We start from the raw sequence: 15,805 nt of genomic DNA, 5'->3' as shown, positions 1-15,805 counted from the left end.
AGTTATTCAAATGATATGAATCTTGTAAATGACAGAACTTTTGCAATAACGGCCTATTAAGGTTTAGAACTATCAAACTAGATTTTTATTATGTCTTTCCCGCGTAGGCGGGAATCTATTTTCTTCTAAGCACAGTGCCAGTGTGAAGATAGATTTCCGCCTACGCGGAAATGACAGGTAAAAAGCGGAAATGTCAGATAAAAGGATTGTGGGTGCTTTAATTTAATGTTCTCTTGTGGCTAAAAATTGGATTTTCGGATATCGCTCTTCCGCCATAGTTAAGTTTACCCTCGTTGGAGCTAAATAAATTAACGAATCGCTACCGTCTAGCGCCAAATAATCATACGCTTTAGTACGAAACTCTTGCATTGCTTTATCATCTTCACTATATACCCAGCGAGCGCAACTGATGTTAACTGCTTCGTAAATACAATCTACTTTATATTCATGACGAAGGCGATGGGCAACTACATCAAATTGTAATACGCCAACAGCACCTAAAATTAATTGATTACTATTTAAGGGCCTAAAGATTTGTGTAGCTCCTTCTTCGGATAATTCAATCAAACCTTTTAACAACGCTTTGCTTTTTAAAGGATCTTTCAAACGCACAAGCCGATACAATTCTGGCGCAAAATTAGGAATACCAGTAAATTTTAAGACTTCACCTTGCGTAAAAGTATCTCCAATACGAATAGTACCATGATTATGTAGTCCTATTATGTCGCCTGCCATTGCAGTCTCAGCGTGAGAGCGATCGCCGGCCATAAAGGTTAATGCATTAGCAATGGTTACCTCTTTGCCTAACCGTAAATGATTTAATTTCATCCCACGTTTAAAGGTTCCCGCACAAATTCTTAAAAATGCAATTCTGTCGCGGTGTTTAGGATCCATATTAGCCTGAATTTTAAATACAAAGCCACTAAAATTGGGTTCTTCTGGAGCAACCTTACGTTCGCTAGCTTGGCGTGGTCGTGGGCCTGGCGCATATTGCGTAAAGTCATCTAACAGTTCTTTTATGCCAAAGTTATTAATCGCTGAGCCAAAATAAACAGGGGTTAATTTACCAGCTAAGTAGTCATTTAGATCAAAAGAATGGGAAGCACCCTTAACTAACTCGATTTCATCACGCAATTCTTGCGCCATATCACCAAGTAATTGATCTAATTCAGGACTATCTAAACCCGCAATTTGATAAGCTTCCTGCTTCTCTGCATTTTTTCCAGTTTGATAAAGATATATTTTATCTTGATACAAATGATAAATACCTTTAAATCGTTTACCCATACCTACAGGCCAGGTGACTGGTGCACATTGAATGCCTAAAACTTCTTCAACTTCATCAAGTAGAGAAATAGGTTCGCGCCCTTCACGGTCTAATTTATTGATAAACGTCATAATGGGCGTATCACGCAGCCGACACACTTCCATGAGTTTAACAGTTCGTTCTTCAACGCCTTTAGCTACGTCAATAACCATCAGTGCTGAATCCACTGCTGTTAAAGTTCGATAGGTATCTTCCGAAAAATCCTCATGCCCAGGTGTATCTAAAAGATTAACTACATGTTCATTGTGTACAAATTGCATAACGGATGTAGTAATAGAAATTCCCCGCTCTTTTTCCATTTCCATCCAGTCAGAAGTTGCATGACGTGCAGCTTTACGCCCTTTTACCGTCCCTGCTAATTGAATAGCACCACCAAATAACAATAATTTTTCTGTTACTGTTGTTTTACCAGCGTCTGGATGGGAAATAATGGCAAATGTTCGTCTTTTAGTGAAATCTTCATAAAAATCAGACATACAATAACCCAATTTAAGAAAAGCGGTAATTTTAAGGGAAAGTGTGGCAACAAACAAATGTATATAATAGAAAGCGCTCTAAACTTAATTTATTCCATTGTATCTTCATCATTATTTATTATAATGAACAAAATTAAACTTTTTATTATATTCCTTGAACAGATTAAAATTAGCAAGTTGTCTTTTACTTTTTTCTACTTATCTATGGTCTGCTGCCCCTAGCTTTTTAACTATTTCAGATATTCATTACGGTACAACTAACAAGATTGGGAATGGCTACGATACAGGAGATGTATTATGGAATACAACCCTACCTAAATTTACAGACTTACATAAAAAGGCTGATTTTATTTTGCTACTAGGCGATTTACCTACGCATTCACTTATGATGAGTGATGCTAAAAAAGCTCTCTTGGAGACAAAAATATTTCATGATTTATATTTAGCTGATACAGAGCATAAGCCTATTTTTTATATTCCTGGTAATAATGATTCGTTAACAGGAAATTATCAGCCCTTTGCCAAAGAGGGAAAGTCACCACTTACTTATGCTTATGATTGGCAAGGCGCTTGTGCTTATTGCGATAAATTAATTATTGATAAAACAGCCATGGAAAGTGATGGCTATTACACAACGTATGTTTTACCTGATAATAAAGATATTTTACTTATTGTTCTAAATACCACACAATTTGCTAAACTTCCTTTCTGGATGTCACCTTATTTAAATCAAGAGATAGATGCTGACCGGCAATTAAAATGGTTAGCAGCACAACTAAAAAATCATAAAGCGAAGCAATTATTAATTGCCATGCATGAAGAACCTGGCCTTGATTACCGCAATCAAATGGTTTGGCAGCAAAAACCACAGAATGAATTTATTGCACTATTAAATACCTATCAGCAAAATTATCAGCAAATCTCTTTGTTAACATCACATAGTCATTATGATGAATTAAGAAAAATTACCTTAAAAAATGATAAACATATCTATGCCTACTCAGCGCCTTCTATTAGCCGCCGTCATTATAACAATCCTGCCATGAAGATATTTCAACTAAACGATAACTTAGTTATGCAAGATTTTACTACTTACTATACAACTGATGAAACCCAATGGAAGGATAGTCATTACCAGGCAATTAAATCGCAGTCTAACATTTTTAGTACTTGCCAAGGCCTTACCTTGCCTGCTTGCTTAAATTCATTAACTACAAACCAGGTATGTGAATTAATGGAAGGTAAAGCCATCTATAGTACCAAAAATGAAGATAAAAAAGGATTTAATTGCTTAAATACTTATCAAATAAATTAAGTTTTTACATAATAAGTTATTCACTAACTTCTCGGTATTAAACTTTTTTCTTAAAATAAAATTAGCTATTCCGATAAGAGAAAAAAGATAATAATTTAGCATCTTTTTTCAAAGTCTACTAAGGTAGCCAAGAAGGGTTAGTTTTCTGTGGTCCGTTAGCTTACAAACTTCTATATATAATTCGCTATAGTCTTCCAATTAACCCCTTTTGTCTCTCCCTAGCGACTATTAAGACTCGTGTTTAAATTTTTAAGCGCTGTACAGAAACTTTCAATTTCCTCTTCTGTATTATAATAATGCACAGACGCTCTAACTAAATCGGTAATATTTCTACTTTCTAAATCGAGACGAGAATATTCTTGCAAAGAAACTGAAACATTAATATTTAATTGCGCTAAATGTTTTTTAATATCTTGGGCAGACAAATTTTTTAACGTAAAGGTAACTAATCCACACTGATTCTCACCTAAATCTTGTAATTGCAAATTGGGTAGTTGAGCTAAACGTTGGCGCAATAGACTTGCTAAATTATAAATCCTAGACCAAATTGTAGGCATCTTTAAATCTAAGGCATATTCTATTGCTTTAGCCAAACCAAGTTTGGCTGCAATATTCTGCTCCCATACTTCAAAACGTCTAGCATCAGCCCGCCACTTATACTGGTTTTTTGCTGTCCAAGTCGCTGAATGCAAATCAATAAAAACAGGTTCACTTTGGTTAAGCATTTTTTCGCGAATATATAAAAAGCCAGTACCACGTGGACCACGTAGATACTTACGTCCTGTCGCACAAAGAAAGTCACAACCTATCGCCTCAACATCGATAGGAATTTGTCCTACTGATTGGGTTGCGTCAAGCAAATAGGGAATATTAGATTGACGCGCTATTTTACCTATTTCTATTACAGGATTAATTAATCCACCCTGCGTAGGCACATGAGTAATGGCAATTAGCTTTACATCATTAGTTAACTTATTTTTTAAATTCTCTAAATCTAATTGGCCACTTTGATCATTTTTAACTACCTCAATATCAACACCAATGTTTTTAGCACGCTGTAAAAATGCTAAGTAATTACTGGCATACTCACTCATACCAGTTAAAATACGATCGCCCTTCTTTAAGGGTAAGCTATAAAAAGCCATATCCCATGCACGCGTCGCATTATCCATAAAAGCAATTTCATTAGCCTGACAATTTATAAATTGGGCAGTTAAAGTATAGAAACGTTCAATTTGCTCTTCTACTTGCTCAGCCGCTTCATATCCTCCTCTAACCGCCTCTAGATCAAGATGAGCTTTAACAGTATTAATAACCGGTAAAGGCATTAAAGCAGCGCCAGCGTTATTAAAATGTAAAACTTGTTTAGTACCTGGCGTTTCTTCACGTAATTTATTTATAAGTTGCTTATCAATACTCATTACTTATTAAACCTCTTTTATTAACCTAGTCTTAAAACTTTTAAGTTTTCTGGCATTTTAGCATCTCGATATCTATTATTGATAAAGATAACTTACAATAGGTCATTTAGTTATGGACAACAACAATAACCTTATAGCTATTCCGGCAAGTTTAAAACGTCATTGGGGCTGGTTACTGGCATTAGGAATTTTATTTATTATTCTCGGAACCTTAGCCTTAGGAATGCTTGTTTTAGTTACGTTAGCAAGTATTTTAGTGATTGGCGCTATTTTAATTATTGCCGGCATCATTCAGCTTATAGATGCCTTTAAATCGAAAGGCTGGAAGGCAATCATTTGGCATATTCTTATTGCTATACTCTATATCTGGGCTGGAATTTTAATTGTTTATGATCCAATATTGGCTTCAACTATTCTAACTGCCATGCTAGCTTGGGTTCTAATTGCCATAGGTTTTATTCGGTTTATGATGGCTTTTACCCTAAAAAAAACAAAGGGCTGGTTTTGGTTGATTTTAGCAGGCATTGCTTCAATTATTATGGGTATTATTATTCTTAGTAGTTGGCCTGTTAGTGGACTTTGGGTTATTGGCCTACTTATTGCTATTGAAATTCTAATTAGTGGCTGGAGTTATGTCTTTTTAGCTCTCGCGCTTCGCCATGGAAAGTAGCTTTTTGTTATAAGGATGATGTAGTATAATAGGCTGCAGTTATTTTACTGCAGTTCATTTTATTTATTATAACTGAATAAAAATTATTCTGCTATAATAAACGTCGTATGGTTTAGATGTTCAAAATAGGATATTAACTTAACATAAGGAAGAGCATCATGAATAAAGCTATCTTAGGTTTTTCTATTTTAATGGCAAGCAGCGTTGCTTGTTTCGCTAGCTCCGGTAGCATGAGCAATACTGGCACTACAGGTACTACTGGTACCACAGGCGCTACAACTACTAATACTAGTACTACTAGCAACATGGGTAGTAATAATGGCCAAATGACTCATACGAGTATGAAAGCTCATTGGATGTGCACAACTAATGCTAGCAGCAGCAATTCTCAAGCTGATAAAGCTGCTGATGATAAAATGCAACAACAAAAAATGTCTGCTAAAGATGCTTTTAGTTTTGCAGCTAAGCATTGCCGTGATTGCACTAAGATTACTTGTGAAGTACAAAATGACAATAGCAGCAACAGCAACAATAACAATAGCTAAGACTATTGATTTTACTTCTAGGGCTCTTAAGAGCCCTATTTTTTTAAAGCACGCTGAGCTATTAATTTGCCTGTGCTAACGCGAGATCATTAGGAGGCTAATTTGCAAATTGTCTTTTTATTTTATGATAATATGACCGCTTTAGATGTGATTGGCCCTCATGAAGTCTTAAGTAGAATACCGGGTGCCGAAATCAAACGCGTTGCTTTAACTAAGGGCGTCATAAATACTTATGCTGGAGACCTTAAATTAATTGCTGATTATCAGCTATCTGAAATTAGCAAAGCTGATGTACTGGTTGTTCCCGGAGCTGGTAATGCTACCTCACTAATTGAATACCCTACTATTTTAAATTGGATTAATACAATTCACGAAACGACAACTTGGACTACTTCTGTATGTACAGGCAGTCTTATATTAGGCGCTGCAGGCCTTTTAAAAGGTCTTGATGCTACTTCGCATTGGGCTGTATTAAATCAATTACCCAATTGGGGAGCTAAACCAATTCAACAGCGTGTAGTTGAAGCTGGGAAAATTATTACCGCAGCAGGCGTCTCTGCCGGAATTGATATGGCTTTGTTACTTACGGCAAAGCTTACTAATGATACTATTGCTCAAAGTTTACAGCTTAGGTTGGAATATGATCCAAAACCTCCTTTTGACACGGGTTCTCCACAAAAAGCATCTTTAGAAATTATTCAATTAGCAAAGCAAAACTTAGGCGATTTTAATACCTCTTCGGATAATAAAAAATAATTTGCACAAGATAAAAAATGAAAACTCAAAAGGATTTCTCCTTCAGGCTGATATTCTGTGGTTTATCTACAAAATCCAAAGACTTAATTAGATTATTCTACCACGCCTACGTCCTGTGGTTTAGCCACAGGACCCAGTGATTTAACTAACTTACTGGATCCCGCGAACAAGTCGCGAGACGTAGGCAGAAGTGAAAGAGGAAGAATAAAGAAGAATTTTGCCAGGCTATCAGTCTGTGGTTTATCTACTAATCCAGAGACTTAATTAGATTACTCTATCAAGCCTACGTCCTGTGGTTTAGCCACAGGATCCAGTGATTTAACTAATTTACTGGATCCCGCGAACAAGTTGCGGGACGTAAGCAGAAGTTAAAGGGGAAGAATAAATAAGGACTTCCCTAGGTTATTATTCGGCAACTTATCTACTAATCCAAAGATTTAATTAGATATTCTACCAGGCTATTATTCGGCAGCTTATCTACTAATCTAGAGACTTAATTAGATTACTCTACCACGCCTACGTCCTGTGGTTTAGCCACAGGACCCAGTGATTTAACTAACTTACTGGATCCCGCGAATAAGTCGCAGGACATAGGCAGAAGTTAAGGGACGTAGGCAGAAGTTAAGAAGTGGGAAAAAGTTAAAGAGTAGGAAAAAATTAAGAGGCAGACAAGGTTAAAAAATAGGTACAGGTTAAAAAGGTATTTCTATCCTTTATAAAGTAAAATAAAGCGTTTACCTAGTATTAATTTTGGTAGAATATTCATCATAAGCAGCTTTTAGCTGCTTTAATAAATCTTCAATCAAAAAAATTTGATAAGATGGATGTTCTCCTAGCCAGAGTCCAGCGAAATCAAAATTATCATTTCTTTTAGCCTCGCTTCTTAAATAAGATGTTGCATAATGCTGAATTGGAAATGAATAGTTAGATTGGCTTAATAGATGAGTTAAGGGGTTTGCTATACTGCGTACCCATTTACCTGTCAGAGCATCAGTCAAAATGGTTTTAACATGTGGGGCCTGAGAAACGAGGTAGTGTAGGCACTCCGCATTTAATAAGCTCAAATTACTTAACATAAACAATGTTCCTAACTGTACGAAATTAGCACCTGCTTCCCAATAAGCGCTAATATTACTTAAATTAATTCCACCTGCAGCAATTAAAGGCAAATTTAAATTTAAGGCTTTAATTTGCTTTAATAAGGTGAGAGAAGAGAGCTTATTTGGTTTATTGGTTAAAAAGCTACCCTGATGGCCTCCTGCTTCAGCCCCTTGTAAAATTAAAGCATCACTACCCTGTGAAGCGGCTAATTTTGCCTCGGCACAATTGCAACAATTAACTAGAATTTTAATACCATTAGCTTTTAAATAATTTGTGATGTCTAAATCAAAAATACCAAATGTAGTACTAACAGCAGGCACCCCGTATTTCACAAGCAGTTTCGCAAAATCTTCTTGCTCAATACTCTTAGGTATCACGAATGTATCTTGTGGTATGAGACTCGCTTCTCTTTCAAGAGCTAAAAGCGTTCTAGGTTTTGGTAGAACTTGTTCCTTAGGTCGATTTTTTCAATAAAAATATTAACGATATAAGGCTTTTTAGTAAGTTTTTTAACAGCTAAAATGAGCTTCTCGGATGCTTTTAAACTAAGATACCCTGTGGCAATTGAACCTAACATACCTGCATTAGAAACAGCCGCCGTTAATTCAGGGCTAACAATTTTGCCTGCCATAGGGGCTTGAATAATTGGGTAAGGGATAGTATTAAATAAGTCCGTATTGTCCATGCTAAGCTCAATAATCCTTTATTTCAATTAAGCTTAGCATTTCATTTAAGCTTAACAAGCGTCTTTAGGAATAATAATTAATTCAGCAAAATAAGAAAAATAACAAGGCCCGTGGTATTTTTGCGCAATCAGAGGTATTAAATAATTAGTAAGTGTTTCACCATTTTCTGCATCAGTCATAATAACAGCGCTAACTCTGCAATTTGGAAACATAATCAATCGGCTAAAGGACACCTTAACTAAGAAAGCTTTAGCATAAAGTCAGTTATGGGGTAAACCACTTATGTGTTTCAGTCCTTGGTAGCGCTTTAACATTATGGGCATCAATAAAAGCAACGAGTGCCCAACGGGCGAATGGTTGTCCAATTAATTTTTCATCCAGTTGAATAACATCATGCCAAGCGGGAAACAAGTCATCGCTAGGCATAATTTTTTGATAATTTGATGAAATCATAAAAAGCGCATGACCTGAGTCATGTTTTATTATTTTTAAATCATCGGGATTTTTACCAATTCGAAGGCCCGGGCAACTTTCTGCAATAGCGAGGGTAAAAGAACCCGCATCATAATGAGGTTTAGCTAAATATTTTCCTGATTGTTGCCAATTATATTTTAAAAATCGTAAGAGAATATGCGGCTTATCTGTTGCAAAGATACTATCAACTATACCTGAATAAATTGGTTCTAATAATTTACATATATTAAAAGTAGTCTGATAAACCTCATCCCAAATAGGTTTGGCTTTATTAATAAAGTCAGCCACATCCTTATGTGTAGCTAAATAATCTTTACAGTGGGTAAAAATAGCAGGATGAAAATGAAAAAATTCTTTATTATCATTATAAATATGATCATCTGCTTGTCGATGCTTAAAGCCAACATCACCGCGACGATGATTAGGCGCTATAGTAAAATTTATATACTCTTTAACCTCTTTGGGCTCCTCGAGAAACTTAAAAAAACCTGCCATTGCTTGCTCTATTTGTTCATTATTAATAGCAAAAGGGATTTGAATATAAGCTTGTTTTTTTAAAGTTTGTAAGATTTTATCTACTGTTATCATAAAGGTTGTTTAGACTACGAATTTTTCCTATCATTATCTAATTAATAGCATTTAATTAATAGTCTACTTAAGTTTTTAATAGTAATCTTGAGCAAACCCTTAGTCCAAAACTCGTTAAATCATTAGTTGGGTCAATGCTCAACTTACTTTATAATAAAATTCTAATATTATTTTTCGCCCGTTACTAAATACATTGAAACTTGAAATTGATACTTCCCCTGCCATTTTTCCTGACATTCTTTTTCATACCAATTAACCATTTCTGCATTAAGTATTTTTATTTCAGATTCTTGTATTTGTCCTTGATAAAAGGCTATACCATTAATAAATTTTCTAAAAAAATCTAGATTTGGCAAAGTTATAGATTCAGATAATAAAGCTACATTAATTTTTTTACAGGTAATAGTACTTAACTTTTCTGTAAGATTATCTAGCTCCTTATAATCTACTGGTGGCTTAAAACCTTGAAGAGCTGGGAACTTGTCTGAATTTTTAAGCGCATAATATGCATTAATATAAGGATCATCCCCTGCTGGAAAAAGCGTAAAGATTCTGCCACCGGGCTTAAGTGCTCTAATAATGTTTGTAAACGCTTTTTTAAGGTTTGTAGCCCACTGCAAGCACCAAAAAGAAACTACCAAATCAAATTGCTCAACATAATTCATGCTAAGTACATTAGCTCTTTTTACCGAGAAATTAGGGTAATCTAGGCAAACCTGTTGCGCTAAAGAAAGCATATTGTCAGAAGGGTCAATTCCTAACACTGACCCTTGGGGGACTTTAGCAAGGATTTTGCGGCTGTAATTACCATTGCCGCAGCCGATATCTAAAACGTTATCCGTTGGCTTTATAGCTAAATTTGGTAATAATTTATCCGCCAATGTTGCCTGGACATACGAGCCAATTGCATAATCCTCAGCGGGCCACTCCACATTAGCCATAGTTATAACCCCTTAAATTAATTAATAAATTAAACAAACACATTACAGTAAGAATATTACGTTATTTAATTAAAAAACAAATGTAATTTACCAAAATTTTTCTTTGCAAAATAAATATTTATTTCATGCCTTCTTTTTAAGTAAACCTTAAGTTTTCAAATATATAATCTGGCACAGTGTGTTCTATTTGAAATCATAAAGAGGTATTTTGTGACAACCCATGTTTTTGTTGGCGCAGGTCCTGTTAACTTGCATCGTGCTTTAAAAGTTAGAAAGCTAGATCCAGAAGCTAAAATTGTCATTATAGATAAGCGCTTAGACGTAGAAAATAGGTGCTTTAATCGTGCTGCATCACGCGCTAATATTTTTCGCTTCGAATACGAAGACGTCACTGCTAAACTTATTGAAGATGGTGTTGATAAAGAAGCATTATTAAAATTAATGCATCAACGTAGCTTTTCAGTTGAACAAGGATTTCAACAAGGTGATGACACTGTTTTTGCTGCTAAGCAATTTAGTCAAATCCAAATTCGTGATATACAGCAAATATTACTAAATACCTTATGTAATCAAGGAAATACCTATCTTATCTCTGAAAATCTTAATTTAACGTCTACCTTAGCAGATCAAGTGATTTTTATTTTAGAAGAGCAAGGCTTAAAAGATGATGATATCCAAATTCATTTGGCTGTAGGCACTCTAAAAGGGGATAGTGAGAAACATGAGATTATTTATCCGGATAAAAGAACTTATTCTTTAGAAGATACTACCTCAGATGTAGCTGCAATGCCTGTTGTACCCTTTCATGGTACCACAACCTTCTTTATTAAAGATGAATTTGGTGTAGATATTCTTACCTGCGATCAGTTAGAAAAAGCGCAGCGCTCCTTAGACCTAACTGCCTGGCAAAAACCCCTAGAGAAATATGGTTGGAATTTAATAAGGCCGCCAAGAATTCGGGTATTTTATGCCAATGACGTATTGTATATCGGTGCTGAAATTCCTTTTTCAATGATGAATATGTCAGATAAGCGTGAATTTGAAAAGCAAATTGCTGAATACACGCGTGAAATTGCTTCATTAGTTTTCCCTACCTTGCCTATTCATGAACTGCCAACTAATACTGTCCTTCGCTCACGCTTTCCGACTGGACGTGGTGAATGTGGTAACGTCATCTCAACTAACCTTTCTCCTATAGATGACAAAAAAATCAAAGTAACCCTTTTTAATAATGGCGATAGTCGCTACCTCCCTCATTACCAAACAGGCAGTGGTTTTGTAACTGGTTTTTTACAAAATGAATTATATGCCAAAATTTATGGCCATAAACATTTTACAGACTTGTTCACTTGGGCAAAAAAGGAAGGTTATCTTGCTCAAGATATAAATTTCGGCCAACTACTTGTCCATTTTAAACGATTAACTGAAAAAGAGGGTGAGGCATTACCACCAAAAGAATACAGCCAAATGCTCTTACGTGCTTTTCAGCATGAGTTATATGTTGTTGCAAGTCGTCAAGTTATTGCAGAAAACAAAGAAAAAGTAGGCCGATATTTTAATGCTTTACATAGGCAAACACTAACCTTGCTACCAAATCAGTATGAAGAGGTATTTAGTCAATTTAAAAAATATTCTGCCATTCCGCCCATTCTACCTGCAAACATCAAAACAGATACTGATAAGTTAATTGCCATTTTAGCCATGCTTAAAAGTGACAATATTAATTTTTTAAGAACTGTTTTACCTCGTCTTTTAAACATAGATATTAATGACCTTAAAGAGGAAAAAAGTGTAATACATTTAAGGGATGTTCACCTTGAAGACTTAGAACGTAATCTTACAGCAGAGGAAGCTAAAGCCTTTAATATCTTTAAACAAAGTAAAAAATTTACAGCGTTGCTTAAACAAGATCAATTTAAGTTTGAGGAAATTTTATTTTTCTATAATCAAGAACATAATACGAATTATGAGACTTATCAATTTCCTAAAGAAACACGCTTGTTAATCTTAATGGAGATGCTTAATCGCAATAACCCTAATATAAAGTTTCTGCGTAACGTTTTACCTATGCTAGTTGATGAGGATATCTCTCAATACGAAGATAAAGCTATTTTAAACTTACGTAATCAGATTACTGAGAATTATATTGATTATATTGATTCAGATTTTATTAAGGAAGCAGCAAAAGTCATTTATAGTAATTTTGATTTTACTAGGCTACTTCCTTCTAAAGATTCCCTACTAAAACTTAGAGGTTTAAATCCCGAACAGCAATATATGCGCATCATTGCCGCCTTCGCGCAAAAACCCAATACTGAGCTAGTCCGATTAGTTATGCATCAGTGTGGTCTACCCTTTATTGCAAAAGAAAAAGATCAACAGGAACTAGGTTTACGCTTGGCAAATGAGCTTTTAAACCAACAAGATGAACAATTAATGCCAAGTAATTCTTTTTCTTCTATAGAAACTGATATAAATCGTTTAATACTAGCGGACAGAAATACATTAATTAATAGACTTAAATTAGTTAAATCCAATTTTGAAGACCATAAAGAATTACATCAACGTAAACATAAAGGTATGTCTTTTTTTAAAGGAAAACATAGTCATACCATTAATGAATTTATTCAAGCCCTAGACGATTTAATAAAACAAGATTTATCTAAAGAAGACTTACAATTAGAAACGCTTACGCTTTTACTTATATTTCATGATAACTTGAAAGCTAATTATTCAATAAGAGCCATTGCAACTTTAAGAGGGGCTATTGTCAATAGTATAGAAACTAGGGATCAAGAAATCGCATTTCAACACCAAAGTAGCGCTTCGATATAATTAGAAAAATTTTCTTTAATGGTTAAAGCGTCTATTAATTAATTTTTCATTTTGTGCTAGTATTTGCCAAAATGTTTATATCTATTAATGATGCTTTTTCGTAATAAACTGTCAATTTGGGAAGAAAATCCAACAGCGCCGCTTACCTTATTATTTTTGCATGGCCACTGTACTAATAAAAATTTTTTTTATCAACAGATGAATGCTGCCGAGTTTAAACCTTATCATCGATTTGCTATTGACCTACCTGGCTATGGATTAAGCCCACCGCCAACTAATCCCTTAGAAACTTACAATTTTCCTGGCTTTGCAAAAGCTATTATTACGACTTTACAACAAACAGCTATTGAAAAATTAATAATTATTGGTTGGTCTTTAGGTGGCCATGTAGCTTTGGAAATGATTGATCAGCTTCCTCAACTAATTGGCTTATTCATTACTGGAACTCCTCCTATTGAAATTTCTGTACATGGATTACAAAGTGCTTTTAAAGCTCTTGATCCAGAGATTATGGCCTGCTTCGGTAAACCACACCTAACCTTAGAGGAGGCCAAATTATTGGCTAAAGTTTCAGGCTTTGATGGTAGTAGAGAAAAAGAATTTTTAGTCGATGCAATATTAACTACCGATGAAAACGCACGTGTGCTTTATCCCCAATCTATCCTTAATGGCATAGGAAGAAACCAATGCACGCTTGTTGCAGCCTCAGATAAGCCTATTGCTATTGTAGGCGGAGAAAAAGACATTGCAATTAACTATGACTATGTTCAGCAAGAAATAGTTGTAAAAAATCTTTGGCGAAACAAAGTACATTTTATTAACAATGCTGGCCATGCGGTCATGCTTGATGAGCCCAATAAATTTAATCAATTACTTTTAGAATTTATTCATGATGTAAGTTAATTACCGGTTTCACAATATTAATAAACTATTCCTTTAACAAAAAAATAGTTAATCGAATAATCTTAACTAAGTCAGTCAGAAGCTACTTTAAAAATATAATCAAACATTGCAAAGCTTAGCAAAATTTATAGAATACGCCTGTTAACAATCTTAATTAAATTTACAATGACTAAAGGGAGTTAAATAATGCCTCTTAAGCTTAATACCAAAAAAGATGATGTCTTAGTTTTTACGCAAGATTTTGCTGCAACTTTGATACCTGTGCATGGCTCTTCTAATGGCACAGCAAAAGACAATCTTGAAAAAATTTTATCATCTGCAGAAAGTGGTGACATTATTAGTGGTGATTTTAATATTAACTTTTTAGAGCCTTCTAATATTAAGGAATTAGTTGCTTACTTAAATACAAAACAATTTCGCATTGACATTGCAGAAGAGGTAGTAAAATCCTTACAGCCCTGGTTTAAGATGCGCTCTGTTAACTCACTTTATAGTCAACAACTTTTAAAAAATGGTATCCCAGATATTTTTATTAAAGATTTATCCTTTAAATTACTTAAAAAAAGTAACTCAGAGGAGCCTTCTATCCCATCATATTTACAAGATAAGTTAAATGATTTGCAACAATTACGGCAACAATTACTGATTAAGCTTGAGCAATTAAAAGAAAATAATCAGTTTAATGAAACTTCAGTTAGCCTGCTTTGTACCCAGTTAGGTATTATAAGTTACCATAACCTGCAACAATCTTTTGGCAATGATCATCCTTATACCTATTATTATGATAATAGTACTAATACAGTATTTTTCTCCCAAAATAGTGTTCAACACACGGCTTACGATTTCAAAAACCACTTTAAAGATGGCATTAATGTTGATATAGAACATTTAAAAACGCTTTATACAAATTTAGACAATCTTGTTTGTACAGAAATGTATTGTTTATTAGCTATAAGAGATAATATAACTATTAATAAAGAAGATATTCATCAATTAAACAACCAAGAAAAAATAGCTTTTATTAAAGAGCATTTAAAGTTTAATCGAACTAATTCTAATACAGCTACTGCAATTACTTTATCTAAAGAAAATATAGCTAATTACTTTAATACTATACTTCGCTCACAAGAATTATCCGCAATCAATGCATTATTAAAAAAACCGTTTAATTTAGCTGATGAGAACTTTATTTTAGAGCAACTTAAACTGTTACTATCAGATAAAAACTTAACTAGTTACGCTGGTGCGCTTGATAAAATAATTAATGCCATTTATCAAGGGTTAAATCCTGAAAGACCAAAAAAAGACGAGCAGTCTATTGCTTTAAATGGTACAGGCTTTTTACCCTTTAGAAATATTGCTAATGAATTAATACCCTTAGAGGAAATTGAGCAGAAACAAATTGATTATCAAATTGAGGCAATGAATCAATTACATAGCCAATATCCAAACGCTACCTTTGTGGTAACTATGATAGAAGCTAAAGGGCAAGAACATAAATGTGAGCTAATAAAAAACGCTGTAGAAAAAATTAATGCAGAAGTAAATAATGAGTCAGCGGCTTATAAAACATCATTAAAGCAAGTTAAAAGTTTGAGTGTATTTAATAAGAAAAGTAGCCCATCTGAGCAACAAACCACGCAGTCTCAATTTGTATTAAATTAATAATATTCGATTTATTCTCTTACGAAATACCTACAGGCAGTAGGTATTTCTATTCATTTAAAATTGACTTTACCAAAGCTGCTCATCCTAGAGTTCAACAAA

General features: G+C 34.3%; 14 protein-coding genes. 7 read left to right on the top strand and 7 right to left on the bottom strand.

The window, feature by feature from the left end; genetic code table 11:
- Positions 1 to 222: 222 nt before the first annotated feature.
- Positions 223 to 1,803, bottom strand: a complete 1,581-nt coding sequence (locus ACNVED_RS05055; RefSeq protein ID WP_419420671.1) for a peptide chain release factor 3 — start codon at positions 1,801 to 1,803, stop codon at positions 223 to 225.
- Between the two features lie 154 nt (positions 1,804 to 1,957).
- Between ACNVED_RS05055 and ACNVED_RS05050 the strand changes: the two genes are divergently transcribed.
- Positions 1,958 to 3,118: a metallophosphoesterase gene (locus ACNVED_RS05050; protein ID WP_419420670.1), complete on the top strand. Its 1,161-nt coding sequence runs from the start codon at positions 1,958 to 1,960 to the stop codon at positions 3,116 to 3,118.
- 218 nt (positions 3,119 to 3,336) lie between these two features.
- Here ACNVED_RS05050 and ACNVED_RS05045 read toward each other — a convergent pair whose 3' ends face one another.
- Positions 3,337 to 4,539, bottom strand: a complete 1,203-nt coding sequence (locus tag ACNVED_RS05045) for an aminotransferase class V-fold PLP-dependent enzyme (protein WP_419420669.1) — start codon at positions 4,537 to 4,539, stop codon at positions 3,337 to 3,339.
- A 112-nt stretch (positions 4,540 to 4,651) separates the two neighbouring features.
- Here ACNVED_RS05045 and ACNVED_RS05040 point away from each other — a divergent pair, with 112 nt between their 5' ends.
- From ACNVED_RS05040 to ACNVED_RS05030, 3 genes are all read left to right on the top strand, one after another.
- Positions 4,652 to 5,209, top strand: a complete 558-nt coding sequence (locus ACNVED_RS05040) for an HdeD family acid-resistance protein (RefSeq protein WP_419420668.1) — start codon at positions 4,652 to 4,654, stop codon at positions 5,207 to 5,209.
- 158 nt (positions 5,210 to 5,367) lie between these two features.
- On the top strand, positions 5,368 to 5,754 hold the full coding sequence (locus ACNVED_RS05035) for a hypothetical protein (protein WP_419420667.1): 387 nt from the start codon (positions 5,368 to 5,370) through the stop codon (positions 5,752 to 5,754).
- Between the two features lie 102 nt (positions 5,755 to 5,856).
- Complete coding sequence (locus ACNVED_RS05030) at positions 5,857 to 6,510, top strand: DJ-1/PfpI family protein (protein ID WP_419420666.1); 654 nt, start codon at positions 5,857 to 5,859, stop codon at positions 6,508 to 6,510.
- Between the two features lie 734 nt (positions 6,511 to 7,244).
- Here the strand turns inward: ACNVED_RS05030 and ACNVED_RS05025 are convergent.
- The 5 genes from ACNVED_RS05025 to ACNVED_RS05005 all read right to left on the bottom strand — a co-directional run bounded on the left by ACNVED_RS05025 (position 7,245) and on the right by ACNVED_RS05005 (position 10,300).
- Entirely contained in the window at positions 7,245 to 7,988 is a 744-nt protein-coding gene (locus tag ACNVED_RS05025; RefSeq protein WP_419420665.1) for a nitronate monooxygenase, read from the bottom strand.
- Between the two features lie 41 nt (positions 7,989 to 8,029).
- Positions 8,030 to 8,296, bottom strand: a complete 267-nt coding sequence (locus ACNVED_RS05020; RefSeq protein WP_419420664.1) for a nitronate monooxygenase — start codon at positions 8,294 to 8,296, stop codon at positions 8,030 to 8,032.
- A gap of 51 nt (positions 8,297 to 8,347) precedes the next feature.
- Positions 8,348 to 8,476 carry a hypothetical protein gene (locus tag ACNVED_RS05015; RefSeq protein ID WP_419420663.1) on the bottom strand — a complete coding sequence of 43 codons (129 nt, stop codon included), beginning with the start codon at positions 8,474 to 8,476 and terminating at the stop codon, positions 8,348 to 8,350.
- Positions 8,477 to 8,561: 85 nt separating this feature from the next.
- The gene (locus ACNVED_RS05010; protein WP_419420662.1) at positions 8,562 to 9,359 is read right to left on the bottom strand and encodes a hypothetical protein; all 798 of its coding nucleotides are present in this window, start codon (positions 9,357 to 9,359) and stop codon (positions 8,562 to 8,564) included.
- 167 nt (positions 9,360 to 9,526) lie between these two features.
- Positions 9,527 to 10,300 (bottom strand): class I SAM-dependent methyltransferase, encoded by a 774-nt coding sequence (locus ACNVED_RS05005; protein WP_419420661.1) that lies wholly within the window; start codon positions 10,298 to 10,300, stop codon positions 9,527 to 9,529.
- 210 nt (positions 10,301 to 10,510) lie between these two features.
- Here ACNVED_RS05005 and ACNVED_RS05000 point away from each other — a divergent pair, with 210 nt between their 5' ends.
- From ACNVED_RS05000 to ACNVED_RS04990, 3 genes are all read left to right on the top strand, one after another.
- Positions 10,511 to 13,135, top strand: a complete 2,625-nt coding sequence (locus ACNVED_RS05000) for a hypothetical protein (protein ID WP_419420660.1) — start codon at positions 10,511 to 10,513, stop codon at positions 13,133 to 13,135.
- Positions 13,136 to 13,222: 87 nt separating this feature from the next.
- On the top strand, positions 13,223 to 14,038 hold the full coding sequence (locus ACNVED_RS04995; protein ID WP_419420659.1) for an alpha/beta fold hydrolase: 816 nt from the start codon (positions 13,223 to 13,225) through the stop codon (positions 14,036 to 14,038).
- Positions 14,039 to 14,224: 186 nt separating this feature from the next.
- On the top strand, positions 14,225 to 15,703 hold the full coding sequence (locus tag ACNVED_RS04990; protein ID WP_419420658.1) for a hypothetical protein: 1,479 nt from the start codon (positions 14,225 to 14,227) through the stop codon (positions 15,701 to 15,703).
- Positions 15,704 to 15,805 lie beyond the last annotated feature (102 nt).

This window comes from Legionella sp. D16C41, from assembly GCF_048541585.1.
Lineage (GTDB): Bacteria > Pseudomonadota > Gammaproteobacteria > Legionellales > Legionellaceae > Legionella_C.
Note: the sequence above shows the minus strand (reverse complement) of the source record. Positions and strands in the feature narration are given on the sequence as shown.

Excerpts from the sequence above, each read along its gene's own strand:
- ACNVED_RS05055 (WP_419420671.1), bottom strand. The coding sequence starts at position 1,803 with ATGTCTGATTTTTATGAAGATTTCACTAAAAGACGAACATTTGCCATT.
- ACNVED_RS05045 (WP_419420669.1), bottom strand. The coding sequence starts at position 4,539 with ATGAGTATTGATAAGCAACTTATAAATAAATTACGTGAAGAAACGCCA.
- ACNVED_RS05040 (WP_419420668.1), top strand. The coding sequence starts at position 4,652 with ATGGACAACAACAATAACCTTATAGCTATTCCGGCAAGTTTAAAACGT.
- ACNVED_RS05035 (WP_419420667.1), top strand. The coding sequence starts at position 5,368 with ATGAATAAAGCTATCTTAGGTTTTTCTATTTTAATGGCAAGCAGCGTT.
- ACNVED_RS05020 (WP_419420664.1), bottom strand. The coding sequence starts at position 8,296 with ATGGACAATACGGACTTATTTAATACTATCCCTTACCCAATTATTCAA.
- ACNVED_RS05015 (WP_419420663.1), bottom strand. The coding sequence starts at position 8,476 with ATGACTGATGCAGAAAATGGTGAAACACTTACTAATTATTTAATACCT.
- ACNVED_RS05010 (WP_419420662.1), bottom strand. The coding sequence starts at position 9,359 with ATGATAACAGTAGATAAAATCTTACAAACTTTAAAAAAACAAGCTTAT.
- ACNVED_RS05005 (WP_419420661.1), bottom strand. The coding sequence starts at position 10,300 with ATGGCTAATGTGGAGTGGCCCGCTGAGGATTATGCAATTGGCTCGTAT.
- ACNVED_RS04995 (WP_419420659.1), top strand. The coding sequence starts at position 13,223 with ATGATGCTTTTTCGTAATAAACTGTCAATTTGGGAAGAAAATCCAACA.
- ACNVED_RS04990 (WP_419420658.1), top strand. The coding sequence starts at position 14,225 with ATGCCTCTTAAGCTTAATACCAAAAAAGATGATGTCTTAGTTTTTACG.